Here is a 26,239-nt window from a genome sequence, read left to right as displayed (position 1 = left end):
GCAGGTTATGTCGGACCCCGGTGGCATGATCGAACGTATGTTCGAGTGGTGGTTGGCCTCGCGGGAGACGCCGGAGTCGGCGGTGTTGCTGGATCGGGTGCGCGAGGCCGGGCGTGCGGAGGCGCGGGCGGCCGCGGAGCGGTTGGTGGCCGCCGGTGAGCTGTTGGTGTTGCGGTGCCGGGAGTCGGGGGAGCGGGCGGACTGGTCGGCGGACGCGTGGGAGGTGGTGGCCGCGCAGGTGGGTGCGGCGTTGGGGTGCAGCGTGGCGATGGGGCACAGCTATTTGCGCTATGCGATGGCGATGCGGGATCGGTTGCCTGAGGTGGGTGCGGCCTTTCGGGCCGGGCAGATCGATTACCGGTCGTTTCAGACGATCGTGTTTCGCACCGATTTGATCACCGATGCCGAGGTGCTGGACCGCGTCGATGCGCAGGTTGCGGCCCTGGTCTCGCGGCGCCCGTCGCTGACCCGCGGCGGGCTGGCCGCCGCGGTGGACCGGGTGGTGGCATGGGTGGATGCCGATGCGGTGCGGCGCGCCAAGGACGCACTGGGTGATCGCTATGTGGATGTGCTGGCCAACGAGTCGGGGATGGCGTATGTGACGGGCAGCGTCGTAGGCGCCGACGGGCGGGCCCTGGATCGGCGCCTGGACGCGTTGGCCGCCACGGTGTGTGATGCCGATCCGCGCACCCGCACCCAGCGGCGCGCGGATGCGTTGGGGGCGTTGGCCGCCGGGGACCAGCGGTTAGTGTGCGGGTGCGGGCGTGCGGACTGCGCCGCGGCAGCGCCGGCACCTCGAAGCAGCGTGGTGATCCACGTGGTCGCCGAGCAGGCCAGCGTGGACGGCAAGGTGTCGAGGCCGGGTGTCTTGCCCGGGGTGGAGGGCCTGATCCCGGCCGAGGTGATCGCCGAGTTGGCCCGCTCGGCGCGGCTGGTGCCGGTGATCGCCCCGGGCGGCGCCGAGGACCACTACACCCCGTCGGCCACATTGGCCGACTTTGTGCGGTGTCGGGATCTGACCTGTCGGGCCCCGGGCTGTGACCGCCCGGCCACCGACTGCGACCTCGACCATACGATCCCGTATGCCGAGGGCGGCCCGACGCACGCCTCGAACCTCAAGGCGCTGTGCCGACAACACCATCTGATGAAAACGTTCTGGGGCTGGCGCGACCGACAGCTGCAAGACGGCACGGTCATCTGGACGCTGCCCGACCAGCACACCTTCGTCACCACCCCGGGCAGCGCACTGCTGTTCCCCCAGCTGTGCGTCCCCACGGGAGACATTCCTGCGCCCACCCCACCAAGACCCGACCGTTGCGCCGAACGGACCGCGATGATGCCCCGACGCACCCGCACCCGCGCCCAAAACCGGGCCGCACGCATCGCCACCGAACGCAAGCACAATCGCGAGGCACGGCAACTGAAACGGCGAGAGCGCGAGACCGCCTACCTCGGTCCCGCGCCACCCGCCGGCGACGGCGATGATCCGCCGCCGTTCTAACGGGATCTGGGGCTGTCCGGCGTAGGGCCGGGGTCCATATCCGACCTGAACCGGTGCAGCGGCTGACACCTGATCGTGGGAACCACTGCCCTTCTAGCTGCCCTGATGTGCCATGATGTCCAAGCTGTCAAGACTGCAGGGAGCAGCAGTGGATCTCAATTTTTCGATGGTCACGCGACCGGTCGAGCGGCTGATCGCCACCGCGCAGAACGGGCTGGAGGTCTTGCGGCTGGGTGGCTTGGAAACCGGTACCGTGCCGTCGCCGTCCCAGACCGTCGAGAGCGTGCCGATGTACAAGCTGCGGCGGTATTTCCCGCCGGACAGCCGGCGCGGCCAGTCGCCCGTCGGGCCGCCGGTGCTGATGGTGCACCCGATGATGATGTCGGCGGACATGTGGGACGTCACGCGCGACGAAGGCGCGGTGGGGATCCTGCACGCCCACGGGCTTGACCCCTGGGTCATCGACTTCGGCGAACCCGACAAGGTCGAGGGCGGCATGCGCCGCACCCTGGCCGACCACATCGTCGCCCTCAGCCAGGCCATCGACACGGTCCGGGAAACCACCGGCAGCGACATCCATCTGGTCGGCTATTCGCAGGGTGGCATGTGGTGCTACCAGGTCGCCGCCTACCGGCGCTCGAAGAGCCTGGCCAGCATCGTCACCTTCGGTTCGCCGGTGGACACCCTGGCCGCCCTGCCGATGGGCATCCCGGCAAACTTCGCTGCGCCCGCCGCGAACTTCATGGCCGACCACGTCTTCAGCCGGCTGGCCATCCCGAGCTGGATGGCGCGCACCGGCTTTCAGATGCTCGACCCGCTCAAGACCGCCAAGGCGCGCGTCGACTTCGTGCGCCAGCTGCACGACCGCGAGGCGCTCCTCCCGCGTGAGCAGCAGCGCCGGTTCCTCGAACGCGAGGGCTGGATCGCGTGGTCGGGCCCCGCGATCTCCGAACTGCTCAAGCAGTTCATCGCCCACAACCGGATGATGACCGGCGGGTTCGCCGTCAACGGTCAAATGGTCACCCTCACCGACATCACCTGCCCGGTACTGGCGTTCGTCGGCGAGGTCGACGACATCGGGCAGCCGGCCTCGGTGCGCGGCATCCGGCGCGCGGCGCCCGACGCCGAAGTCTACGAATCCACCATCCGCACGGGACATTTCGGTTTGGTCGTCGGATCCAAGGCGGCGCAACAGAGCTGGCCGACGGTCGCCGAATGGGTGAAGTGGCTGTCCACCGGGGGCGACAAACCGGACAGCATCGACCTGATGGCCGATCAGCCCGCCGAGCACACCGACAGCGGGGTGGCGCTGAGCTCACGGCTCGCGCACGGCCTCGGGGAAGCGTCCGAGGCGGCGGTGGGACTGGTGCGCGGCGCGGCGAACACCGTCGTCGCCGCCAACAAGTCGGTGCGTACCCTGGCCGTCGAGACAGCCCGCACGCTGCCTCGCCTGGTCCGCCTGGGCCAGATCAACGACCACACCCGGATCTCGTTGGGCCGCATCATCGAAGAGCAGGCCCACGACGCGCCGCAGGGCGAATTCCTGTTGTTCGACGGCCGGGTGCACACCTACGACGCGGTGAACCGGCGCGTCAACAACGTCGTTCGCGGCCTGATCGACGTCGGGGTCCGGCAGGGCGACCGGGTCGGCGTGCTGATGGAGACCCGGCCCAGCGCGCTGGTGGCCATCGCCGCGCTGTCCCGGCTCGGTGCCACCGCGGTGGTGATGCGGCCCGACGCCGACCTTGCTGCCTCGGTGCGGCTCGGGGGAGTGACCGAACTGCTGACCGACCCCACCAACCTCGAGGCTGTGCTGCGGTCCGACCGCCAGGGGCTGCGGCAGGTGCTTGTGCTCGGTGGCGGCGAGTCGCGGGATCTGCACCTGCCCGAGGACTCCGACGTCATCGACATGGAAAAGATCGACCCGGACGCGGTCGAGCTGCCCGGCTGGTACCGCCCCAATCCGGGGCTGGCCCGGGACCTGGCGTTCATCGCGTTCAGCGCGGCCGGCGGCGAGCTGGTGGCCAGGCAGATCACCAACTACCGCTGGGCGGTGTCGGCCTTCGGTACCGCCTCGACGGCCGCCCTGGACCGCCGCGACACCGTCTACTGTCTGACGCCGCTGCACCACGAGTCGGCGTTGCTGGTCAGTCTCGGCGGCGCCGTCGTCGGCGGCACCCGCATCGCGCTGTCGCGCGGCCTGGACCCGACCCGGTTCGTTCAGGAGGTGCGCCAGTACGGCGTCACCGTGGTGTCCTACACCTGGGCCATGCTGCGCGAAATCGTCGACGATCCCGCGTTCGTCCTGCAAGGCAACCATCCGGTGCGGCTGTTCATCGGTTCCGGCATGCCGACCGGGCTGTGGGGGCGCGTCGTCGACGCGTTCGCGCCCGCCCACGTCGTCGAGTTCTTCGCCACCACCGACGGGCAGGCGGTGCTGGCCAACGTGTCCGGAGCCAAGGTCGGCAGCAAGGGCCGCCCGCTGCCGGGCGCGGGGCGGATCGAGCTGGGCGCGTACGACGTCGAGCACGACCTGATCCTGGAGAACGAGCGCGGCTTCGTGCAGATCGCCGAACCCAAACAAGTCGGGGTGCTGCTCGCCGCGTCCAACGGCCCCATCGATCCCAGCGCCTCGGTCAAGCGGGGCGTGTTCGCCGCCGGCGACACCTGGATCTCGACCGAGTACCTCTTCTACCGCGACGACGACGGCGACTTCTGGCTGGCGGGCCGGCGTGGCTCGGTGGTGCGCACCGCGCGTGGCCTGGTGTTCGCCGAGCCCGTCACCGATGCGCTGGGCTGCATCAACGGCGTGGACCTCGCGGTGACCTACAACGTGCCGGTGGGCGACCACGAGGTGGCGGCGTCGGCGGTGACGCTGTTGCCGGGCGCCTCCATCACCGCGGCCGACCTGACCGAGGCCTTCGCCAAGATTCCGATCGGACTGGGACCCGACATCGTGTGCGTGGTGCCGGAGATGAACCTGAGCGCGACGTTCCGGCCCACGGTCAGTGCCCTGCGGGCGGCGGGGATTCCGAAGGCCGGGCGCCACGTCTGGTACTTAGACGCCTACACCAACCATTACCGCCGCCTGACCAGTGGGGTCCGTGCCGAGCTGACGGGAGCGCAGTCATGATCGACGATGCACTTCTGAGCATTCTGGTGTGCCCGGACGACCGGGGCCCGCTGGTGCTGGTGGGATCCGAGGTGCTGTACAACCCGCGGCTGCGGCGCGCCTACCGCATCGAGGACGGCATCCCGGTGCTGCTCATCGACGAGGCCCGCGACGTCGACGACGACGAGCACACCCGGCTCATGGCACAAGGCCGTCCGGCAGCTCCCCGGTGAGGTAGCGCTGCAGGTTCGGCGCGATGGTCTGCGCGATCTGCTCGGGCGGCAGTGACGCGAACGGCTCCAATTGCAGGATGTAGCGCGCCATCACCACGCCCACCAACTGCGACGCGACGAACTGAATGCGAATCAGTCCGCTTCCCGCTGGATTGTCCACGCGCGAGCCGACTTCGACGGCGATCACGTCCTGGATGAAGGTGCGAAACAGGTTGACCTCCGAACCGGCCAGCACCGAGCGCAGCGTGGCGATGAACCCGGTGCCCAGGTCGGAATCCCAGAGCGGCAACAACATCGACGGCAGTCGGTAGCCGATTTCCTCGATCGGCACTTCGCGCAACGGGCCGATGATGTCCATGGGGTCGATCGGGATGTGCACCGCCGCGGCGAACAGCTTTTCCTTGGTACCGAAATAGTGATGCACCAACGCCGAATCCACACCTGCCGCCGCGGCCACCGCCCGAATCGAGGTATTGCGAATCCCTTTGCTGGCAAACAGTTCTCGCGCGCTGGCCAGGATGCGGTTGCGGGTGTCGGAGACCCCGGCCGGGCGCCCCCGCCGCCGTCGCCCGGCGCTGGTGGCCGTCACTAGGAGCGACCCGGCACTAGGGCGTCCGCCGCCGCAGCGTGGCCGCCGCCAGGCACAGCGCGGCCAGGGCGAAGCCCAGCACCACGACGATGTCGCGCACCGCGATGAACGTCAGTTCCGGGTGCGCACCCACCTGCTGCAACGCATCCAGCGCATAGCTGGCCGGCAGCACATTGCTGATCCATTGCAGCCAGTGTGGCATCAGCGCCCGCGGCACGATGATGCCGGCCAGCAACAGCTGCGGCACCATCACCAGCGGGATGAACTGCACGGCCTGAAACTCGGTGCGGGCGAACGCACTACACAGCAGGCCGAGACCGACGCCCAGCACGGCGTTGACGATCGCGATGACGAACACCCAGGCCGGGTTGCCGGCCGTGTCGAAACCCAGCAGCCAGAACGACACGATGCACGCCAAAATAGCTTGCGCCGCAGCGGCAATGGAGAAGGCGCTGCCGTAGGCGATCAGCAGGTCGAGGCGGCGCAGTGGAGTGGTCAGAATGCGCTCCAGCGTCCCGGAGGCGCGTTCGCGCTGCATGGTGATCGCCGTGATGATGAACATCACGAACAGGGGGAACAGGCCCAGCAGGATCAGGCAGGCGTTGTTGAACGGCGTCGGCCCGCCCGGGCGGTGCGGGGCGTTCTGAAACATGAAGTACATCAGGCTGATCACCAGGACCGGCACCAACAGGATCATCGCGAGGCTGCGGCGATCGGCGGCCAACTGGCGCAGGATCCGCGCCGTGGTCGCGGTGTAACCGCGTAGGCTCAGCCGGCTTCGCGCATGGTGCTGCGCTTGATGATGGACAGAAACGCGTCCTCCAGTGACGTGCATCCGGTGTCCTCTCTCAGTTGGGACGGGGTGGTGTGGGCGACCAACCGGCCCTCGCGCATCAGCAGCAGGTCGCCGCAGTGGTCGGCTTCGTCCATCACATGGCTGGAGACCAGCAGCGTGGTTCCGGCGCGGGCCAGCTCGGTGAACTGCTCCCAGAGATCCGCGCGCAGCACCGGGTCCAGGCCCACCGTGGGCTCGTCGAGCACCAGCAGGTCGGGCTGGCAGACCAGCGCGCACGCCAGCGACGCCCGGGTGCGCTGACCGCCGGACAGGTTGCCGCACAAGGCGGTTCGGTGATCGGTCAGCCCGACCTGCTCGATGGCGGCGTCGGCGGCCTGGCTGTCGTACCCGTACAGCGCCGCGAAATAGCGAACGTTGTCCAGGATCCGCAGGTCGTTGTAGATGGTCGGGTCCTGCGGCATGTAGCCCACGCGGTGACGCAGTTCGGCGCTGCCGGCTTCTTTGCCGAGCACGGTGACGGTGCCCTTGGAGATAATCTGGGTGCCGACGATGCAGCGGATCAGTGTGGTCTTGCCGCAGCCGGACGGCCCGAGCAGGCCGGTGATGCTGCCCGCGGCGATCTGAACCGAGAAGTCGTGCAGAGCCGGGCGTTTGCCGCGCACGACGCGTAGGTGATCGATGTGCACCGCCGGTTCCGCGGGATGGGCAATTAATTCATCGCTAGATGAACTCATCATGCGATGAATAATCGTCCGGACGCGCGCGGTTGTCAAGGTTTCTCGGGCAGCTGGCCCGGCCCGACGACCGGGGTTTCTAAAGCGCTAGTTGAAGCGCTCGCCGGTGGCCGGGCGGCGCTGCGGCAGATGTCCGTGCACGCCTTCGGCGTAGGCAGTTTCGGCGTGCTGCGTGAGGTCGACACCGGTGGTCTCGTCTTCGGCGCTGACCCGGAAACCCACGACGCGGTCGATGACCTTGCCCAGCACGAACGTCATGGCGAAGGCGTAGAGCGCGACGACCGCGATCGCCAGCGCCTGCTTGCCGAGCTGGCCGAGGCCTCCCCCGTAAAACAGGCCCCGGGGGCCCGCCGTCATCACCGCGGTGGCGAACAGACCGATCAACGACACCCCGACCACGCCGCCGACAAAGTGCACGCCCACCACATCGAGCGAATCGTCGTAGTTGAAACGCAATTTCGCGCCCACTGCGAACGCGCACACGATGCCCGCCGCCAGCCCGACCACCGTCGCGCCGAGCGTGTTGACCGTCCCGCAGGACGGGGTGATGGCGACCAGGCCGGCGACCACTCCCGATGCCGCACCGAACGTGGTGGGCCGGCCGTCGCGGATCTGCTCGACCGACAGCCAGCCGAGCATGCCCAGGCAGCCGGCGACCAAAGTGTTGAGGAAGATGGCCGCGGCAGTTCCGTTGGCGGCCAGGGCAGAACCGGCGTTGAACCCGAACCAGCCGAACCACAGCAGCCCGACACCGACGAACAGCAACGGCAGGTTGTGTGGCCGCATCGCGTCCTTCTTGAAGCCGATGCGCGGCCCGAGCACCAGCGCCAGCGCCAGGGCGGAAGACCCGGAGACGATCTCGACGACGAGGCCGCCCGCGTAGTCGAGGACGCCCAGCTTGGCCAGCCAGCCGCCCGGTCCCCAGACCCAGTGCGCGACAATCGAATACACCGCGATCGTCCACACCGGGACGAAGACCATCCAGGCGGCGAACTTGGCGCGGTCGGCGATCGCGCCGCTGACCAGGGCGGCCGTGATGATCGCGAACGTCAACTGGAACGTGGCGAACAGCAGTTCGGGGACCGTGCCGTGGACGGTATCGGGTGTGATGCCCAGCATGCCGAAATGCCGGAGGCTGCCGGCCAGCCCGCTGGCCCCATCCTCGGAGAACGCGATGGTGTAGCCGACCAGCAGCCAGGCCACCGTCACCAGCGGAATGGAGATGAAGCTCATCATGATCATGTTGAGCACACCGGTGGTGCGGACCATGCCGCCGTAGAAGATCGCCAGGCCGGGGGTCATCAGCAGGACCAGTGCGGTGCTGGCCAGCAGCCACGCGGTGGCGGCGGGGTCGATCGCATGCATGAGGTGGGCTCCTTCTCGCGGCCCTGGGGTCACGGGACACCGGGATACTGCCACGTCTGGCCTGCCGGTAGGTTCGTTGGGTTCAGAAAAGAGGATTCAGGATCTGATGTGGTCGACGCTCGAGGACGATTTCGCGAAGGCGCGGCTGCGGCCCAGCTGTTAGTCGACCCGCTCGAGGCCGCGCGCCGGTTACTGGGCGCCACCCTCACCGCGCGCGGTGTGAGCGGCATCGTCGTCGAGGTCGAGGCCTACGGGGGAGTCCCCGACGGTCCCTGGCCCGACGCCGCCGCTCACTCGTACAAGGGCCTGCGCGCCCGCAATTTCGTGATGTTCGGGCCCCCGGGGCGGCTCTACACCTATCGCAGCCACGGGATCCACGTCTGCGCCAACGTCTCGTGCGGACCCGACGGCACCGCCGCCGCGGTCTTGCTGCGAGCCGCCGCCATCGAAGACGGCACCGATGTCGCGCGTGCCCGCCGCGGCGAGCTGGTACACACCGCCGCCCTGGCACGCGGCCCGGGCAACCTGTGCTCGGCCATGGGAATCACCATGGACGACAACGGCATTGACCTGTTTGCGCGCGACAGCCCGGTGACCCTGGAACTGCACGAACCGCTGACCGCGACGGCCGGCCCCCGGGTCGGCGTCAGCCAGGCCGCCGACCGGCCCTGGCGGTTGTGGCTGCCCGGCCGCCCGGAGGTCTCGGCATACCGGCGCAGCCCCCGCGCGGCCGCGCCGGGCGCCAGCGACTAGCCGAACCGATCTCGGGTGGAAGGATCTTGGATCATGGGCGACATGATCATCGACGAGCTGGGCTGGCGCGGACTGATCGCGCAGTCCACCGACCTCGATGCGCTGACCGCCGAGGCGCAGCGCGGGCCGATGACGGTGTACGCCGGCTTCGACCCCACCGCGCCCAGCCTGCACGCCGGACACCTGGTGCCGCTGCTGGCGCTGCGCCGGTTCCAGCGCGCCGGCCATCGCCCGATCGTGCTCGCCGGCGGGGCCACCGGCATGATCGGCGACCCGCGTGAGGTCGGCGAGCGCACCCTCAACGACGCGGACACAGTCGCCGAGTGGACCGAGCGGATCGGCGGGCAGCTGCGGCGCTTCGTCGACTTCGACGAATCAACCACCGGCGCCGTCGTCGTCAACAACCTGGACTGGACCCGCCCGCTGTCGGCGATCGAGTTCCTCCGCGATCTCGGCAAGCACTTCTCGGTCAACGTGATGCTGGACCGCGACACCGTCCGGCGCCGCCTCGAGGGCGACGGCATCTCCTACACCGAGTTCAGCTACATGCTGTTGCAGGCCAACGACTACGTCGAGTTGCACCGGCGCTACGGCTGCACGCTGCAGATCGGCGGTTCCGATCAGTGGGGCAACATCGTCGCCGGCGTCCGGCTGGTGCGCCAGCAGCTCGGCGCGTCGGTGCACGCGCTGACCGTGCCGCTGGTGACCGCCGCCGACGGCACCAAGTTCGGCAAGTCCACCGGCGGCGGCAGCCTGTGGCTGGACCCCGAGCTGACCACGCCCTACGCCTGGTATCAGTACTTCTTCAACACCGCCGACGCCGACGTGATCCGGTACCTGCGCTGGTTCACCTTCCTGACCGCCGACGAGCTCGGCGAGCTGGAGCAGGCGACGGCCGAGCGTCCCCAGCAGCGCGCCGCCCAGCGGCGACTGGCGCGCGAACTGACCGTGCTTGTCCACGGCGAGGCAGCCACCGCGGCCGTCGAGCACGCCAGCCGGGCGCTGTTCGGGCAGGGCGAACTGGACCGCCTGGACGAGGCCACGCTGGCGGCGGCGCTGCGCGAGACGTCGGTCGCCGAGCTCAAACCCGGTGGCCCCGACGGGATCGTCGACCTGCTGGTCGCCAGCGGCCTGTCCGAGAGCAAGAAGGCCGCGCGGCGCACCATCGGCGAGGGCGGCGTCTCGGTCAACAACGTCCGCGTCGACAGCGAGGAGTGGGCGCCGCAACCGTCCGACTTCCTGCACGGCAAATGGCTGGTGCTGCGCCGCGGCAAACGCACCGTCGCCGGGGTCGAAAAGGTCTAGCCCGAACCGGTCCCCGACGGCCGCCGCGAAACGCGTGCGTGCACAGATCTTTACCTCACCGTGACGTTGACGTGACCCTCGGCGACCACTGTTGTCACGGTGATTTTTGCGACGCGTGCGCGGTTGACCGTCCTGCCGATTCTGGGGGTGATCACCGGCCTGGTGTCGCTGGCCGCGGTCCTGTCGGCGCCGATCCGTGCCGACATGCTGGGCAACGCCTTCCTGTCGGCGCTGACGAACGCCGGGATCACCTACACCCAACCGGCCACCACCACGGCGATGGGACAGTCGGTGTGCCCGATGCTGTTCGAGCCCGGCGGGTCGTTCGACGATGTGACCTCCAGGATGGCCGAGGGCAACGGATTGTCGTACGAGATGGCGGGCAAGTTCACTATCGTCGCGATCGCGACCTACTGTCCGGCGGTGATCGCGCCGCTGCTGGGTAACCGGCTGCAAAGCTAGGCGCGGGGCTGCCCGTATTCTCGGCTGCGTGGTCGACGACAGGGAACGGCAGCGCGGTGAACGGCGTGGGCGGCCGGCATCCAGCGGCTGGTCGGGTCCGGGCCGTGCGCGCCCGGCCCAGCCGCAGGGCGCACGCCGCGATGCCCAGGCCGATCGCGCGCCGCACGACGGGCCACCGATACCGCCCGGCGTGGAAGCCAAGCAGCTGGCACCCGACATCCGCCGCGAACTGAGCACCCTGGACCGCGCCACCGCCGACGCGGTGGCGCGCCACCTGGTGGCCGCGGGTGAACTGCTCGACGAGGACCCCGAGGCCGCCCTGCGGCACGCCCGGGCGGCCCGGGCCCGGTCCAGCCGGATCGCCACCATCCGGGAAGCGGTGGGCATCGCCGCTTATCACTGCGGCGACTGGGCGCAGGCGCTCGCGGAGTTGCGCGCCGCCCGCAGGATGGGCAGCAGGTCCTCGCTGCTGGCCCTGATCGCCGATTGCGAACGCGGACTTGGCCGCCCGGAGCGGGCGATCGAACTCGCGCGGGGGCCGGAGGCCGCCGAGCTCAGCGGGGACGACGCCGACGAGCTGCGCATCGTCGCGGCCGGGGCGCGCGCGGACCTCGGCCAGCTTGAACAGGCGCTCACCGTGTTGTCCACGCCGCAGCTGGACCCGGCCCGCACCGGCACGACGGCGGCGCGGTTGTTCTACGCCTACGCCGACACGCTGCTGGCGCTCGGCCGCGACGACGAGGCGCTGCAGTGGTTCCTGCACTCCGCGGCCGCAGATGTCGACGGCGTTACCGATGCCGAAGACCGGGTCAGTGAACTCGGCCAATGACAGGGCAGAATCACACCAAAACCCTTGCGCAGCAATATGATTGCCTGCTCATCGATCTGGACGGCACGATGTTTCGCGGCCGTCGGCCCACCGAGGGCGCGGTGCAGGCGCTGGCGCAGGTGCGCAGCCGCGCGTACTTCGTCACCAACAACGCGTCGCGCAGCGCCGAGGAGGTCGCCGCGCACCTGACCGACCTGGGTTTCACCGCCGTCGCCGACGACGTCGCCACCAGTGCGCAAAGCGCCGCGCGGCTGCTGGCCGACCAGTTGGCGCCCGGCTCACCGGTGCTGATCGTAGGCACCGAGGCCCTGGCCAACGAGATCACGGCCGTCGGACTGCGCGCGGTGCGCAGCTACGACGACGACCCGGCCGCCGTCGTGCAGGGCCTGTCCCAGACCATCGGGTGGCCGGAGCTGGCCGAGGCGGCGCTGGCCATCCGGGCCGGCGCGCTGTGGGTGGCGTCCAACGTGGACCTGACCCTGCCCACCGAGCGCGGGCTGCTGCCCGGCAACGGCTCGTTCGTGGCCGCGCTGCGGGCGGCCACCGGCGGCGAGCCTCAGGTCGCGGGCAAGCCGGCGCCCGGACTGCTGCGCGATGCCGCGGCCCGCGGCGACTACCACGCCCCGCTGGTGATCGGGGACCGGCTCGATACCGACATCGAGGGTGCCAACGCCGCCGAGCTGCCCAGCCTGATGGTGCTCACCGGGGTCAATTCGGCGCGGGACGCGGTGTACGCCGAGCCCGCCCAGCGGCCCACCTATATCGGCCACGACCTGCGCTCGCTGCACAGCGGCGGCGAGTCGCTCGCGGTCGGGCCGCAGCCGGGCTGGCGGGTCGAGGTCGCGGACACGACGATCACCGTCGGCGGTGACGGGTCGGAAGAGGGGGACGGCCTGTCGATCGTCCGCGCCGTCGCAGCCGCGGTGTACGGCGCGGCGGACGCCGACGCGGACCCCGAGGCGCTGCGGATCGAGGCCGCCGACGACGGGGCGCGCGCCGCGCTGCAACGCTGGTCCTTGGTGCGTACCGACTGACGGGTGACTAGCGTAGTAACGCGATGACTATCGATCCCGATGAGATTCGCGCTGAAATCGACGCCCTGCTCGCCCGGCTTCCCCAGCCCGGGGACGGCGAAGACCCCGAGAAGGTGCCGTCGCTCGACGAGCTCGAAGAGATCGCACGCCGCCTGTCCGAGGCGCACGACGTGCTGTTGGCCGCGCTGGAGTCGGCGGAGAAGGGCTGAGTGCCCGGATGTCTCGACGCGCCCGCGTTGACGCCGAGTTGGTCCGGCGCGGCCTGGCCCGGTCCCGTCAGCAGGCCGCGGAGTTGATCGGCGCGGGGAAGGTGAGCATCGACGGGATGCCGGCGCGCAAGCCGGGCACCGCCGTCGCCGTCACCGCCGCCCTGACCGTCGCCGAGGACGGCGAACGCGGCTGGGTGTCGCGGGGCGCGCACAAGCTGATCGGGGCGCTGGACGCCTTCGAGATTTCCGTCGCGGGCCGCTGCCTGGATGCCGGCGCGTCGACGGGTGGCTTCACCGAAGTCCTGCTGGATCGAGGCGCCACCGAGGTGGTCGCCGTCGACGTGGGATACGGCCAGCTGGCGTGGTCGCTGCGCAGCGACGCGCGGGTGGTCGTCGTCGAGCGGACCAACGTTCGCGACCTGACGCCGGACGCGATCGGCGGGCGCGCCGACCTCGTGGTCGCTGACCTGTCGTTCATTTCGCTATCCACGGTGTTGCCGGCGCTGGCTGGATGTGCCGCACCCGACGCGGATATCGTTCCCATGGTGAAGCCGCAGTTTGAGGTGGGCAAGGGCCTGGTCGGTGCCGGGGGTGTGGTGCACGACCCGGGCCTGCGCGCCGACGCCGTGCTGGCGGTAGCCGGTCGCGCGGGCGAGCTGGGCTGGCACACGGTCGGAGTCACCGCCAGCCCGCTGCCGGGCCCGTCGGGCAATGTCGAGTACTTCCTACGGCTGCGCGCCCAGACCGATCGGCCGCTCGCCGGTGACGAGCTGGTGAGCGCGGTCCGGTGCGCGGTGGAAAGCGGGCCTCAGTGAACGAAGACGCTCCCCGCACCGTCTTGATGGTGGTTCACACCGGCCGCGACGAGGCCACCGAGACCGCGCGACGAGTTCAGAAAGTGCTGGGCGACAACGGAATCGGGCTTCGCGTGCTGTCCGCCGAGGCGGTCGACAAGGGGCCGCTGCGCCTGGCCCCCGACGACATGCGCGCCCTGGGCATCGAAATCGAGGTGGTCAACGCCAACCCGCAGGCCGCCGAGGGCTGCGAACTGGTGCTGGCGCTGGGCGGCGACGGCACGTTCCTGCGGGCCGCCGAATTGGCCCGCAACGCCAACATTCCGGTGCTGGGTGTCAACCTGGGCCGCATCGGCTTTCTTGCCGAGGCCGAGGCGGAAGCCATCGACCGGGTGCTGGATCATGTTGTCGCACAAGATTATCGGGTGGAGAACCGGTTGACGCTCGACGTGATCGTGCGCCACGGCGCCGACGTCTCCGTGCACGGGTGGGCGCTCAACGAAGTCAGCCTGGAAAAGGGTCCCCGGCTGGGCGTGCTCGGGGTGGTCCTCGAAATCGACGGGCGGCCAGTGTCGGCTTTCGGCTGCGACGGGGTGCTGGTGTCCACACCCACCGGGTCCACCGCGTACGCGTTCTCCGCCGGCGGCCCGGTGTTGTGGCCGGACCTCGAGGCAATCCTGGTGGTACCCAACAACGCTCACGCGCTGTTCGGCCGCCCCATGGTCACCAGCCCGGACGCCACCATCGCGATCGAGATCGAGGCCGACGGGCATGACGCCCTGGTGTTCTGCGACGGTCGGCGCGAAATGTTGATCCCGGCGGGCAGTCGGCTGGAGGTAAAACGTTGTGACACACCGGTGAAGTGGGCCCGGCTGGACAGCGCCCCGTTCACCGACCGACTGGTCCGCAAATTCCGGTTGCCGGTGACCGGGTGGCGCGGGAACTGACAACTCCAACGCAGGTGCTGACTGAATGCTGACCGAAATCCGCATCGAGTCACTCGGTGCCATCAGCGCCGCGGTCGGGGAGTTCGACCGCGGCCTGACCGTGCTGACCGGCGAGACCGGCACCGGCAAGACCATGGTGGTGACCGGGTTGCACCTGCTCGGCGGTGCCCGCGCGGACGCCACCCGGGTACGGTCCGGGGCCGACCGGGCGATCGTCGAAGGCCGGTTCACCACAACCGATCTCGACGAGGCCCTGATCGTCAAGCTGGACGACATGCTCGGCGCGTCGGGCGCCGAACGCGACGAGGACGGCAGCGTGATCGCGCTGCGCTCGGTCAGCCGTGACGGACCGTCGCGCGCCTACCTCGGCGGCCGCAGCGTGCCGGCCAAGTCGCTGGGCGACTTCACCGCCGGGCTGCTGACCCTGCACGGGCAGAACGACCAGCTGCGGCTGATGCGGCCCGAGGAGCAGTGCGGCGCGCTGGACCGGTTCGCGAAGGCCGGCCCCGCGCTGGAGCGCTACTGCAAACTGCGCGACGCCTGGCTGTCGGCGCGGCGCGACCTCTTCGACCGCCGCAACCGGATGCGCGAGCTGGCGCTCGAGGCCGACCGGCTGAACTTCGCCCTCAACGAGATCGACGCCGTCGACCCGCAACCCGGTGAGGACGACGCCCTGGTCGCCGAGATCTTGCGGCTCTCCGAACTGGACACCCTGCGCGAGGCGGCGGCCGCGGCGCGCGCGGCCCTGTCCTCGGACGACGCGGATGGCTCCGAATTCAGCGCGACCGACAGCCTGGGAAAGGCAAGGGCCGCACTGGAATCGACGGACGACGCGAAGCTGGTGGCGTTGGCCGGCCAGCTCGACGAGGTGCTGACCGTGGTCGTCGACACGGCCGGTGAGCTGGCCGGATTCCTGGAGGAGCTGCCGGCCGATGCCGGCGCGCTGGAATCCAAACTGGCCCGGCAGGCCGAACTGCGCACCCTGACCCGCAAGTACGCGGCGGACATCGACGGCGTGCTCGCCTGGGCGCGGGAGTCGCGGGAACGGCTGGCCCAACTCGACGTCTCCGAGGAGGGGCTGGCGTCGCTGGCGGCGCGGGTCGACGAGCTCGCGCGTGAATTGACCCAGGCCGCGGTCGATCTGAGTAACATCCGGCGCAAGGCCGCCAAGCGGCTCGCCAAGGAGGTCACCGCCGAGCTGTCCGGGCTGGCGATGGCCGACGCGCAGTTCAGCATCGACGTTGCTGTCGATAGCGCCTCGGCCGACGACGCGGCCACCCTTACTCTGCCGTCGGGCGAGTCGGCCCGCGCCGGCGCCGACGGCATCGACCAGGTGGAGTTCGGCTTCGCCGCGCACCGCGGGATGGACCAGCTGCCGCTGGCCAAGAGCGCCTCCGGTGGCGAGCTGTCCAGGGTGATGCTGGCGCTGGAAGTGGTGCTGGCCGCCTCGCGCAAAGAGACGGTGGGCACCACCATGGTGTTCGACGAGGTCGACGCCGGGGTGGGCGGCCGGGCGGCGGTGCAGATCGGCCGGCGGCTGGCGCGGTTGGCGCGCACCCACCAGGTCATCGTGGTGACGCACCTTCCGCAGGTCGCGGCGTACGCCGACGTGCACCTGGTGGTGCACGGCGCGGGGCCGAAGGGGACCAGCGTGGTGCGGCGGGTCGCCGACGACGAGCGGGTGGCCGAGCTGGCGCGGATGCTGGCCGGGCTGGGCGAATCCGACAGCGGCCGTGCGCACGCCCGTGAGCTGCTGGCTGCGGCGCAGAAGGATGAGATCTAATCGCCGGGAACAAGTAATACAGATGTGACTAATAGGACTCTAGATAACTTATGAGGCTAATGTTACGGCGCGCCTCCCGTCCGGGCCGCAGCTTCGCGGACAGAATCGCCCCCATGAAGATGTCAGGCCTGCTTTCCCGTAACCCCGCCCGGCCGGGCCTCGTCGGCACCGCCCGCGTTGACCGGAACATCGACCGCCTGCTGCGCCGGGTCTGCCCCGGCGACATCGTGGTGCTCGACGTCCTGGATCTGGACCGCATCACGGCGGACGCGCTGGTGGAGGCCGACATCGCCGCGGTGGTCAACGCGTCTCCGTCGGTGTCGGGCCGCTACCCGAACATGGGCCCGGAGGTACTGGTCAACAACGGGGTGACCCTGATCGACGAGGCCGGACCAGACATCTTCAAGAAGGTCAAGGACGGCTCCAAGATCCGCCTGCACGAGGGCGGGGTGTACGCCGGTGACCGCAGGCTGGTCCGTGGGACCGAGCGCACCGACCACGACATCGCCGACCTGATGCGCGAGGCCAAGAGCGGGCTGTCCGCGCACCTGGAGGCCTTCGCCGGCAACACGATCGAGTTCATCAAGAGCGAGAGCCCGCTGCTGATCGACGGCATCGGCATCCCCGACGTCGACGTCGACCTGCGCCGCCGGCACGTGGTGATCGTCGCCGACGAGCCCAGCGCCGAAGAGGACCTGAAGTCGCTCAAGCCGTTCATCAAGGAGTATCAGCCGGCGCTGATCGGCGTCGGCAGCGGCGCCGACGTCCTGCGCAAGGCGGGCTACCGCCCCCAGGTCATCGTCGGTGACCCCGACCAGATCAGCACCGACGCGCTCAAGTGCGGTGCCCAGGTGGTGTTGCCCGCCGACGCCGACGGGCACGCGCCCGGGCTGGAGCGGATCCAGGATCTCGGTGTCGGGGCGATGACGTTCCCCGCCGCGGGCTCGGCGATCGATCTGGCCCTGCTGCTGGCCGATCACCACGGCGCCGCGCTGCTGGTGACGGCTGGCCACACGGCCAACATCGAGACGTTCTTCGACCGCACCCGCGCGCACAGCAACCCGTCGACCTTCCTGACCCGGCTGCGGGTCGGAGAGAAGGTGGTGGATGCCAAGGCCGTGGCCACCCTGTACCGCAACCACATCTCGGCGGGCGCCATCGCGCTGCTGGCGATGACCATGCTGATCGCCGTCATCGTCGCGCTGTGGGTCTCGCGCACCGACGCCGCAGTGCTGCATTGGGTCACCGACTACTGGAACCACTTCTGCCTGATGGTGCAGAAGTGGGTCACCTAGATGATCTCGTTGCGTCAACATGCCTTGTCGCTGGCCGCCGTCTTCCTGGCGCTGGCCGTGGGAGTCGTGCTGGGCTCCGGCTTCTTGTCGGACACCCTGTTGTCCAGCCTGCGTGACGAGAAGCGGGACCTGAACACCCAGATCAGCGGGCTCAACGACCAGAAGAATGTGCTGAACGAAAAGCTCAGCGCGGCAAACAATTTCGACACCCAACTGGCCGGCCGGATGGTGCACGACGCGCTGGGCGGCAAGACGGTGGTGGTGTTCCGCACCCCGGATGCGACCGACGACGACGTGGCCGCGGTGTCGAAGTTCGTCGGTCAGGCCGGCGGGACGGTGACCGGCACGGTGTCGCTGACGCAGGAGTTCGTCGAGGCCAACTCGGCGGAGAAGCTGCAGACGGTGGTGAACTCCTCGGTGCTGCCCGCGGGTCAGCAGCTGAGCACCAAGCTCGTCGACCAGGGTTCGCAGGCGGGTGACCTGATGGGCATCGCCCTGCTGGCCAACGCCAACCCGGCGGTGCCGGCGGTGGACGACGTCCAGCGCAACACCGTGCTGGCGGCGCTGCGCGACACCGGCTTCATCACCTATCAGGCAACCGATCACATGGGCGCGGCCAACGCCGCGCTCGTCGTCACGGGCGGGTCGCTACCGCCGGATGCCGGGAACAAGGGCGTCAGCGTGGCGCGGTTCTCGGCCGCGCTGGCCCCGCACGGCTCGGGCACCCTGCTCGCCGGGCGCGACGGTTCGGCCACCGGAGGCGCCGCCGTGGCGGTGACGCGTGCCGACGCCGGGATGAACTCCGCGGTAAGCACGGTCGACGACGTCGACGCCGCGCCGGGCCGCATCACCGCGGTCCTGGGCCTGCACGACCTGCTCAGCGGCGGGCACGCCGGGCAGTACGGCACCGGTCACGGGGCGACGTCAATCACGGTGCCCCAGTAGCGGGCGTGTTAGCCGCGGCACAGCGCGGTGGATGTTAGGGTGGGTTTCCGTGGGTCGGCAGGCCCAGCTAGTTATTCGCTAGAACATTTTTCACGCCCTGCCCGTCTTCACGGAGGTCGCCTGTGCGAAAGCACCCGCAATCCGCCACCAAGCACCTCTTCGTCAGCGGGGGCGTCGCATCCTCGTTGGGCAAGGGGCTGACCGCCAGCAGTCTTGGTCAGCTACTGACGGCCCGCGGGTTGTACGTGACGATGCAAAAGCTCGATCCGTACCTCAACGTCGATCCGGGCACCATGAACCCCTTCCAGCACGGCGAGGTCTTCGTCACCGAGGACGGCGCCGAAACCGACCTCGACGTCGGCCATTACGAACGGTTCCTGGACCGCGACCTGTCCGGCTCGGCGAATGTCACTACGGGCCAGGTCTATTCGACGGTCATCGCCAAGGAGCGGCGCGGCGAGTACCTCGGCGACACCGTCCAGGTGATTCCACACATCACCGACGAGATCAAAGCGCGCATCATGTCGATGGCCCAGCCCGACGCCCAGGGCAACCGGCCCGACGTGGTCATCACCGAGATCGGCGGCACCGTCGGCGACATCGAGTCGCAACCCTTCCTGGAGGCCGCGCGGCAGGTTCGCCACGACGTCGGCCGGGAGAACGTCTTCTTCCTGCATGTCTCGTTGGTGCCCTACCTGGCCCCGTCCGGCGAGCTCAAGACCAAGCCCACCCAGCACTCGGTGGCCGCGCTGCGCAGCATCGGTATCACCCCGGACGCGCTGATCCTTCGTTGCGACCGTCCCGTCCCCGAGGCGTTGAAGAACAAGATCGCGCTGATGTGTGACGTCGACATCGACGGAGTCATCTCCACGCCGGATGCGCCGTCGATCTATGACATTCCGAAGGTGTTGCACCGCGAGGAACTCGACGCGTACGTGGTGCGCCGGCTGAGCCTGCCGTTCCGGGACGTCGACTGGACCGAGTGGGACGACCTGTTGCGCAGGGTGCACGAGCCGCACGAGACGGTGCGAATCGCGTTGGTGGGCAAGTATGTCGACCTGTCCGACGCTTACCTCTCGGTGACCGAGGCGCTGCGCGCCGGCGGGTTCAAGCATCACGCCAAGGTGGAGCTGGTGTGGGTGCCCTCCGACGACTGCGAGAGCGCGGCCGATGCCGCGTCGGCGCTGGGCGACGTGCACGGCGTGCTGATCCCGGGTGGGTTCGGCATTCGCGGCATCGAGGGCAAGATCGGCGCCATCCAGTACGCCCGCACCCGGGGGCTGCCGGTCTTCGGCCTGTGCCTCGGCCTGCAATGCATCGTGATCGAGGCCGCCCGCTCCGCCGGTCTGACCCAGGCCAACTCGGCCGAATTCGACCCCGAGACGCCCCATCCCGTCATCTCCACGATGGCCGACCAGGTTGACATCGTCGCTGGCGAAGCCGACCTGGGCGGCACCATGCGGCTGGGCGCCTACCCCGCGGTGCTGGAACCGGAATCGATTGTGGCCCAAGCCTATGGCGCAACGGAGGTGTCCGAGCGTCACCGGCACCGCTACGAGGTCAACAACTCCTACCGCGACAAGATCGCGGAGAGCGGGCTGAGGTTCTCCGGGACGTCTCCGGACGGCCATCTGGTGGAGTTCGTCGAGTACCCACCGGACGTACATCCGTTCATCGTCGGCACCCAGGCTCACCCCGAGCTGAAGAGCCGGCCCACCCGGCCGCACCCGTTGTTCGTCGCATTCGTCGGCGCGGCCATCGATTACAAGGCGGGCGAGCGGCTGCCCGTCGAGATACCCGAGCACTCGTCCAACGGCAACCAGGTCAAAGAGCGGTCGCTACCTGAACCCGCAGCCCGTGGCTGAGCACGCCTTCGAGACCACGTCGTCCGAAACCTTATACATCGGAAAGATTTTCGCGCTGCGGCGCGATCAGGTTCGGATGCCGGGCGGTAACGAAGTCACCAGGGAGGTCGTCGAGCACTTCGGCGCCGTCGCCGTGGTGGCGATGGACGACGACGACAACATCCTCATGGTCTATCAGTATCGGCACCCGCTCGGGCGCCGACTGTGGGAGCTGCCGGCCGGGCTGCTCGACGTCCACGGCGAGGCGCCGCATCTGACCGCGGCCAGGGAGCTGCAGGAAGAGGCCGGCCTAAAAGCCGGCGACTGGCGGGTGCTGGTAGATCTGGATTCCACGCCCGGCTTCAGCGACGAATCGGTGCGCGTCTACCTGGCGACCGAATTGAGCCAAGTGGATCGGCCCGAGGCGCATGACGAAGAAGCCGACATGAAGCTGCAGTGGTTTTCCCTGGAGGATGCCGCGCAGCAGGCACTCAACGGTGAGATCGTCAATTCCATTGCCGTCGCTGGGATTATGGCCGCACACGTGGTCACCAGAGAGTTCATGCACACCCGCCCGGTGGACAGCCCGTGGAAAGACAAGCCGACCGCGTTCGCGGCGCGGAAGGCCTCGCAGTGAAAGTTGCCCTGGAGTCACAGCTACAGGGCTACCTCGACCACCTCACGATCGAGCGCGGCGTTGCCGCGAACACCCTGAGCTCGTACAGCCGCGACCTGCGCCGCTACACAAAACACTTGTCGGACCGCGGAATTCACGATCTGGCCAAGGTGGGCGAGAACGACGTGAGCGAGTTCTTGGTGGCGTTGCGCCGCGGCGATCCGGACACCGGGGCCGCCGCGCTGTCCGCGGTGTCGGCGGCGCGGGCGCTGATCGCGGTGCGCGGCCTGCACCGGTTCGCCGCCGCCGAAGGGCTGGCCGAACTCGACGTGGCGCGCGCGGTCCGTCCGCCGACGCCGGGCCGGCGGCTGCCCAAAAGCCTGACCATCGATCAGGTGCTGGCGCTGCTGGAGGCCGCCGGCGGCGAGAGCCCGGCAGACGGCCCGCTGACGCTGCGTAACCGGGCGCTGCTCGAACTCCTGTACTCCACCGGCGCGCGGATCTCCGAAGCCGTCGGCCTCGACGTCGACGACGTGGACACGCACGCCCGGTCGGTGTTGTTGCGCGGCAAAGGCGGCAAGCAGCGGCTGGTGCCGATCGGGCGTCCGGCCGTGGCCGCGCTGGATGCGTATTTGGTGCGGGGCCGTTCAGAGCTGGCCCGCCGCGGGCGCGGGACGCCGGGCATTTTCCTCAATGTGCGCGGCGGGCGGCTGTCGCGGCAGAGCGCGTGGCAGGTCCTGCAGGACGCGGCCGAACGCGCCGGGATCACCTCGGGGGTGTCGCCGCACATGCTGCGGCATTCCTTCGCCACCCACCTGCTGGAGGGCGGCGCCGACGTACGCGTCGTGCAGGAGCTGCTCGGCCACGCCTCGGTGACGACGACGCAGATCTACACGATGGTCACCGTGCACGCGCTGCGCGAAGTGTGGGCCGAGGCCCACCCGCGGGCGCAGTAGCCGCTCAGTCGCCGAGGTAGTCGGACTCCAGCACCAGGTCGGACAGCATCGTCTGGTACTCGAGGTGCGCCTTGTGCTCGACGGTGTTGAATCGCTTGCCCTGCTGGCGGTGCATGTACTCGCGGTACTTCGGCGCGCCCGGCACCCGGACGTTGTCGGCGACCACGATCGAGCCCGGATGCAGCCAGCCGCGCTCCATGACGCTCTTCAGGTCTCCGAGGTAGGCGTCCTTGTCGTGGTCGAGGAACACGAAATCCAGTGTGCCTTCGGCGAACCCGTGCTCGTTGGCCAGCGCGTCCAGGGTGCGCCCGCCGTCGCCGATGGTGCCGACCACGCACGTCACCCGGTCGGCGACGCCGGCGTGCACCCAGATCTGGCGGGCGTTGGCGGCGTTGGCCTCGGCGAGTTCGACGGAGTACACCTTGGCGTTCGGGGCCGCCCTGGCGATCCGCAGCGCGCCGTATCCGACGTAGGTGCCCAACTCCAGTGCCACCGCCGGATTCGCGCGGCGCACCGCGGCGTCGAGCAGCAGCCCCTTCTCGTCGCCGACGTTGATCAGCAGCGATTTCTGGTAGGCGAACTTGTCGATGGTGGCCAGCACGTCGTCGATGTCGCCGGCTCGCGCGTTCGCCAGCACGTACTCGACGGCGGCCGCTTCGCGCCCGTCACCGATCTGGCCCGTCGTGGTGATGTTGCGATTCCCGGTGGCCATGCGCCAGACCGACCAACGCAGTAGAGGTATCCGTCGCTTCAGGCTCATGGACGCCACGATAGGCGGGTGGCGATGCCGCCGGCCCCGCCGCGAGGCCGCACAACTGTCGGAAAGTGGTGCTGCTGTGACTGGAGTGAATAGGCTGTCGGGATGTGCGTTCTACCATCGATTTTTGCCCGTATTGGCTGGTTAATTGCCTGCGGGTTGCCGAGTTTCGCGCGGCGAACCCGTTAGACTTTTCGACGATGTTCACTTCCCGAACACCCCCGCCATGACCGAGCAGCCGGACAACGGCGTCGAGCTCGGTCTGACCGGGCGGCCGCCGCGGGCGATCCCGGAGCCACAGCCGCGCACCTCGCACGGCCCGGCCAAAGTCGTCGCCATGTGCAACCAGAAGGGCGGCGTCGGGAAGACCACGTCGACCATCAACCTGGGTGCCGCGCTCGCCGAGTACGGCCGCCGCGTGCTGCTGGTGGACATGGACCCGCAGGGCGCGCTGTCCGCCGGCCTGGGCGTCCCGCACTACGAGCTGGAAAAGACGATCCATAACGTCCTGGTCGAGCCGCGGGTGTCGATGGACGACGTGCTGCTGCAGACCCGGGTCAAGCACATGGATCTGGTGCCCAGCAACATCGACCTGTCGGCCGCCGAGATCCAGCTGGTCAACGAGGTGGGGCGCGAGCAGACACTGGGCCGCGCGCTGCACCCGGTGCTGGACCGCTACGACTACGTGCTGATCGACTGCCAGCCGTCGCTGGGGCTGCTCACCGTCAACGGCCTGGCCTGCGCCGACGGCGTGGTGATCCCGACCGAGTGCGAGTATTTCTCGCTGCGCGGGCTGGCGCTGCTGACCGACACCGTCGACAAGGTGCGCGACCGGCTGAATCCGAAGCTCGAGATCAGCGGGATCCTGCTGACCCGTTACGACCCGCGCACGGTCAACTCGCGCGAGGTGATGGCCCGGGTGGTGGAGCGCTTCGGGGATCTGGTGTTCGACACCGTGATCACCCGGACCGTCCGGTTCCCGGAGACCAGCGTGGCCGGCGAACCCATCACCACGTGGGCCCCGCGATCCACCGGGGCCGTCGCCTATCGCGCGCTGGCCCGTGAGTTCATTGACCGATTCGGCGCGTGAACGCGACCGAAACCGGTGAGGCGCCACAGCAGAACGGCTTCCAGGTCCGCCTGACCAATTTCGAGGGTCCGTTCGACCTGCTGCTGCAGCTGATCTTCGCGCATCGCCTCGACGTGACCGAGGTGGCGCTCCACCAGGTCACCGACGACTTCATCGCCTACACCCGCGAAATCGGTCCACAGCTGGAGCTGGAGGAGACCACGGCGTTCCTGGTGGTCGCCGCGACCCTGCTGGACCTGAAGGCGGCGCGGCTGCTGCCCGCCGGACAAGTCGACGACGACGAAGACCTCGCGCTGCTGGAGGTGCGGGACCTGCTGTTCGCCCGGCTGCTGCAGTATCGCGCATTCAAGCACGTCGCCGAGATGTTCGCCGAACTCGAGGCCACGGCGCTGCGCAGCTACCCGCGCTCGGTGTCGCTGGAGGACCGGTTCACCGAACTGCTGCCCGAGGTGATGATCGGTGTCGACGCCGAACGGTTCGCCCAGATCGCCGCGATCGCGTTCAGCCCGCGGCCCGTCCCGACCGTGTCGGTCGCGCACCTGCACCAGGTCCAGGTCTCGGTTCCCGAGCAGGCCAAGAAGCTGCTGGCCATCCTGGAAGCGCGGGGCAGCGGGGCGTGGGCGACGTTCTCCGACCTGGTCGCCGACTGTGAGGCGTCGATGGAGGTGGTCGGGCGCTTCCTGGCGCTGCTCGAACTGTATCGGTCCCGGGCGGTAGCATTCGACCAGTCAGAGCCGCTTGGCGTGCTCCAAATCTCGTGGACCGGGGAACGTCCGGCCAGTGAAGCCTTGGTAGAAGTGCGGGACGAATGACTGAAGAACTGCCCGAGATCGACCTGGATTCAGGCATCCCGGACATCGCCGAAGTCGCGCCCATGGAGTCCGAGGAGCTCGGTTCCGTGCTCGAGGCGCTGCTGTTGGTGGTGGACACCCCGGTGACCGCGGAGGCGCTGGCGTCGGCCACCCAGCAGCCGGTGTACCGGATCGCCACCAAGCTGCAGGAGATGGCCGAGCAACTCACCGAGCGCGACAGCGGCATCGATCTGCGCCGGAACAGTGAGGGGTGGCGGATGTACACCCGCGCCCGGTTTGCGCCCTATGTCGAGAAGCTGCTGCTGGACGGCGCGCGGTCCAAGCTGACCCGGGCGGCGCTGGAGACACTGGCCGTGGTCGCCTACCGCCAGCCGGTGACGCGCGCGCGGGTGAGCGCGGTGCGCGGTGTCAACGTCGACGCCGTGATGCGCACGCTGCTGGCGCGGGGTCTGATCACCGAGGCCGGCGCCGACGAGGACACCGGCGCGGTGACGTTCGCCACCACCGACCTGTTCCTGGAGCGGCTGGGGCTGACCTCGTTGGCGGATCTTCCGGACATCGCGCCGCTGCTTCCCGACGTCGATACGATCGAGGACCTCAGCGAATCCCTGGACAGCGAGCCACGTTTCATCAAATTGTCCGGCGGTCAATCGTCCGGCCAGTCGCTGACGTTCGACGTGGACCAGGATTGATGGACGAAGATCAGGGGATCCGGCTGCAAAAAGTGTTGTCCCAAGCCGGAATTGCGTCGCGGCGGGCCGCCGAGAAGTTGATTATCGACGGCCGCGTCGAGGTGGACGGCCAGGTGGTGACCGAGCTGGGCACCCGCGTCGACCCGGACTCCGCGGTGATCCGCGTCGACGGCGCCCGGGTGGTGCTCGACGACTCGCAGGTGTATCTGGCCCTGAACAAGCCGCGCGGCGTGCACTCGACCATGTCCGACGACCGCGGGCGACCGTGCATCGGCGATCTGGTCGAGCGCAAGGTTCGCGGCAACAAGAACCTGTTTCACGTCGGGCGGTTGGACGCCGACACCGAAGGGTTGATCCTGCTGACCAACGACGGCGAGCTCGCGCACCGGCTGATGCACCCTTCCCACGAGGTGCCCAAGACATACCTGGCGACGGTGACCGGGTCGGTGCCACGTGGGCTCGGCAAGAAGTTGCGTGCCGGCATCGAGTTGGACGACGGGCCGGCCAAACTCGACGAGTTCGCGGTGGTGGACGCCATTCCGGGCAAGACGCTGGTGCGGGTGACGCTGCACGAGGGGCGCAATCGCATCGTGCGCCGGCTGTTGGCGGCCGCGGGATTCCCGGTGGAGTCGTTGGTGCGCACCGACATCGGGCCGGTCTCGCTGGGCAAGCAGCGGCCGGGCACCTTCCGGGCGCTGGCTCATCATGAGATCGGCCAGCTGTACAAAGCGGTGGGCCTGTGAGCGGAACGAGCAGAACGAGCGCAGCGAGTGATGCGAGTGCAGC

Annotated in this window: 26 protein-coding genes; 21 read left to right on the top strand and 5 right to left on the bottom strand. The window is 69.2% G+C overall.

What is annotated here, in order from left to right:
- The first annotated feature begins 37 nt into the window (after positions 1-37).
- The 3 genes from MTY59_RS23040 (at position 38) to MTY59_RS23030 (ending at position 4,846) form a co-directional block, all read left to right on the top strand.
- A complete protein-coding gene (locus MTY59_RS23040; protein WP_221043204.1) occupies positions 38-1,501 on the top strand; it encodes an HNH endonuclease signature motif containing protein in 1,464 nt (487 codons plus the stop codon).
- Between the two features lie 148 nt (positions 1,502-1,649).
- A complete protein-coding gene (locus MTY59_RS23035) occupies positions 1,650-4,634 on the top strand; it encodes an acyl-CoA synthetase (protein WP_284145240.1) in 2,985 nt (994 codons plus the stop codon).
- A complete protein-coding gene (locus MTY59_RS23030; protein ID WP_221043203.1) occupies positions 4,631-4,846 on the top strand; it encodes a Trm112 family protein in 216 nt (71 codons plus the stop codon). Before MTY59_RS23035 ends, MTY59_RS23030 begins: the two co-directional genes overlap by 4 nt.
- Here MTY59_RS23030 and MTY59_RS23025 read toward each other — a convergent pair.
- The 4 genes from MTY59_RS23025 to MTY59_RS23010 form a co-directional block, all read right to left on the bottom strand.
- On the bottom strand, positions 4,812-5,435 hold the full coding sequence (locus MTY59_RS23025; protein ID WP_221043202.1) for a TetR/AcrR family transcriptional regulator: 624 nt from the start codon (positions 5,433-5,435) through the stop codon (positions 4,812-4,814). The genes MTY59_RS23030 and MTY59_RS23025 overlap by 35 nt on opposite strands.
- 16 nt (positions 5,436-5,451) lie before the next feature.
- The gene (locus MTY59_RS23020) at positions 5,452-6,270 is read right to left on the bottom strand and encodes an ABC transporter permease (protein ID WP_221043201.1); all 819 of its coding nucleotides are present in this window, start codon (positions 6,268-6,270) and stop codon (positions 5,452-5,454) included.
- On the bottom strand, positions 6,204-6,968 hold the full coding sequence (locus tag MTY59_RS23015) for an ABC transporter ATP-binding protein (RefSeq protein WP_221043200.1): 765 nt from the start codon (positions 6,966-6,968) through the stop codon (positions 6,204-6,206). Before MTY59_RS23015 ends, MTY59_RS23020 begins: the two co-directional genes overlap by 67 nt.
- An 84-nt stretch (positions 6,969-7,052) precedes the next feature.
- Positions 7,053-8,330, bottom strand: a complete 1,278-nt coding sequence (locus MTY59_RS23010; protein ID WP_221043199.1) for an ammonium transporter — start codon at positions 8,328-8,330, stop codon at positions 7,053-7,055.
- Between the two features lie 108 nt (positions 8,331-8,438).
- Between MTY59_RS23010 and MTY59_RS23005 the strand changes: the two genes are divergently transcribed.
- The 14 genes from MTY59_RS23005 (at position 8,439) to xerD (ending at position 22,102) form a co-directional block, all read left to right on the top strand.
- A complete protein-coding gene (locus MTY59_RS23005) occupies positions 8,439-9,083 on the top strand; it encodes a DNA-3-methyladenine glycosylase (RefSeq protein WP_221043198.1) in 645 nt (214 codons plus the stop codon).
- Positions 9,084-9,116: 33 nt separating this feature from the next.
- Complete coding sequence (gene tyrS, locus MTY59_RS23000) at positions 9,117-10,388, top strand: tyrosine--tRNA ligase (protein WP_221043197.1); 1,272 nt, start codon at positions 9,117-9,119, stop codon at positions 10,386-10,388.
- Positions 10,389-10,487: 99 nt separating this feature from the next.
- Entirely contained in the window at positions 10,488-10,850 is a 363-nt protein-coding gene (locus tag MTY59_RS22995; protein WP_221043196.1) for a DUF732 domain-containing protein, read from the top strand.
- Positions 10,851-10,878: 28 nt separating this feature from the next.
- Positions 10,879-11,679: a tetratricopeptide repeat protein gene (locus MTY59_RS22990; RefSeq protein WP_221043195.1), complete on the top strand. Its 801-nt coding sequence runs from the start codon at positions 10,879-10,881 to the stop codon at positions 11,677-11,679.
- Positions 11,676-12,713, top strand: a complete 1,038-nt coding sequence (locus tag MTY59_RS22985) for an HAD-IIA family hydrolase (protein WP_221043194.1) — start codon at positions 11,676-11,678, stop codon at positions 12,711-12,713. Before MTY59_RS22990 ends, MTY59_RS22985 begins: the two co-directional genes overlap by 4 nt.
- Positions 12,714-12,736: 23 nt before the next feature.
- Positions 12,737-12,922, top strand: coding sequence for a hypothetical protein (locus MTY59_RS22980; RefSeq protein WP_064885493.1), 186 nt, complete (start codon positions 12,737-12,739; stop codon positions 12,920-12,922).
- A gap of 8 nt (positions 12,923-12,930) precedes the next feature.
- Positions 12,931-13,737, top strand: a complete 807-nt coding sequence (locus MTY59_RS22975; RefSeq protein WP_221043193.1) for a TlyA family RNA methyltransferase — start codon at positions 12,931-12,933, stop codon at positions 13,735-13,737.
- A complete protein-coding gene (locus MTY59_RS22970) occupies positions 13,734-14,663 on the top strand; it encodes an NAD kinase (protein WP_284145239.1) in 930 nt (309 codons plus the stop codon). The genes MTY59_RS22975 and MTY59_RS22970 overlap by 4 nt, the downstream gene beginning before the upstream one ends.
- Positions 14,664-14,688: 25 nt before the next feature.
- A complete protein-coding gene (gene recN, locus MTY59_RS22965; protein WP_221043191.1) occupies positions 14,689-16,446 on the top strand; it encodes a DNA repair protein RecN in 1,758 nt (585 codons plus the stop codon).
- 113 nt (positions 16,447-16,559) lie between these two features.
- A complete protein-coding gene (steA, locus tag MTY59_RS22960; protein ID WP_221043190.1) occupies positions 16,560-17,741 on the top strand; it encodes a putative cytokinetic ring protein SteA in 1,182 nt (393 codons plus the stop codon).
- On the top strand, positions 17,742-18,686 hold the full coding sequence (locus tag MTY59_RS22955; protein ID WP_221043189.1) for a copper transporter: 945 nt from the start codon (positions 17,742-17,744) through the stop codon (positions 18,684-18,686).
- Positions 18,687-18,808: 122 nt separating this feature from the next.
- On the top strand, positions 18,809-20,551 hold the full coding sequence (pyrG, locus tag MTY59_RS22950) for a CTP synthase (RefSeq protein WP_221043188.1): 1,743 nt from the start codon (positions 18,809-18,811) through the stop codon (positions 20,549-20,551).
- On the top strand, positions 20,544-21,167 hold the full coding sequence (locus MTY59_RS22945) for an NUDIX domain-containing protein (RefSeq protein WP_221043187.1): 624 nt from the start codon (positions 20,544-20,546) through the stop codon (positions 21,165-21,167). Before pyrG ends, MTY59_RS22945 begins: the two co-directional genes overlap by 8 nt.
- On the top strand, positions 21,164-22,102 hold the full coding sequence (xerD, locus tag MTY59_RS22940) for a site-specific tyrosine recombinase XerD (RefSeq protein WP_415822091.1): 939 nt from the start codon (positions 21,164-21,166) through the stop codon (positions 22,100-22,102). Before MTY59_RS22945 ends, xerD begins: the two co-directional genes overlap by 4 nt.
- A gap of 4 nt (positions 22,103-22,106) precedes the next feature.
- Here xerD and MTY59_RS22935 read toward each other — a convergent pair whose 3' ends face one another.
- Positions 22,107-22,862: an O-methyltransferase gene (locus MTY59_RS22935; RefSeq protein ID WP_221043186.1), complete on the bottom strand. Its 756-nt coding sequence runs from the start codon at positions 22,860-22,862 to the stop codon at positions 22,107-22,109.
- A gap of 223 nt (positions 22,863-23,085) precedes the next feature.
- Here MTY59_RS22935 and MTY59_RS22930 point away from each other — a divergent pair, with 223 nt between their 5' ends.
- The 4 genes from MTY59_RS22930 to MTY59_RS22915 are packed head-to-tail and all read left to right on the top strand — an operon-like array spanning position 23,086 to position 26,196.
- Positions 23,086-23,949 (top strand): ParA family protein, encoded by an 864-nt coding sequence (locus tag MTY59_RS22930; RefSeq protein WP_221043185.1) that lies wholly within the window; start codon positions 23,086-23,088, stop codon positions 23,947-23,949.
- A complete protein-coding gene (locus MTY59_RS22925; protein ID WP_221043184.1) occupies positions 23,946-24,761 on the top strand; it encodes a segregation/condensation protein A in 816 nt (271 codons plus the stop codon). Before MTY59_RS22930 ends, MTY59_RS22925 begins: the two co-directional genes overlap by 4 nt.
- Positions 24,758-25,453, top strand: coding sequence for an SMC-Scp complex subunit ScpB (scpB, locus tag MTY59_RS22920; RefSeq protein WP_221043183.1), 696 nt, complete (start codon positions 24,758-24,760; stop codon positions 25,451-25,453). The genes MTY59_RS22925 and scpB overlap by 4 nt, the downstream gene beginning before the upstream one ends.
- Positions 25,453-26,196: a pseudouridine synthase gene (locus tag MTY59_RS22915; RefSeq protein WP_221043182.1), complete on the top strand. Its 744-nt coding sequence runs from the start codon at positions 25,453-25,455 to the stop codon at positions 26,194-26,196. Before scpB ends, MTY59_RS22915 begins: the two co-directional genes overlap by 1 nt.
- Positions 26,197-26,239: the final 43 nt, after the last annotated feature.

Origin of the sequence: Mycobacterium senriense (assembly GCF_019668465.1) — a bacterium.
Lineage (GTDB): Bacteria > Actinomycetota > Actinomycetes > Mycobacteriales > Mycobacteriaceae > Mycobacterium > Mycobacterium senriense.
This window is presented reverse-complemented; position numbering and strand designations above follow the sequence as displayed.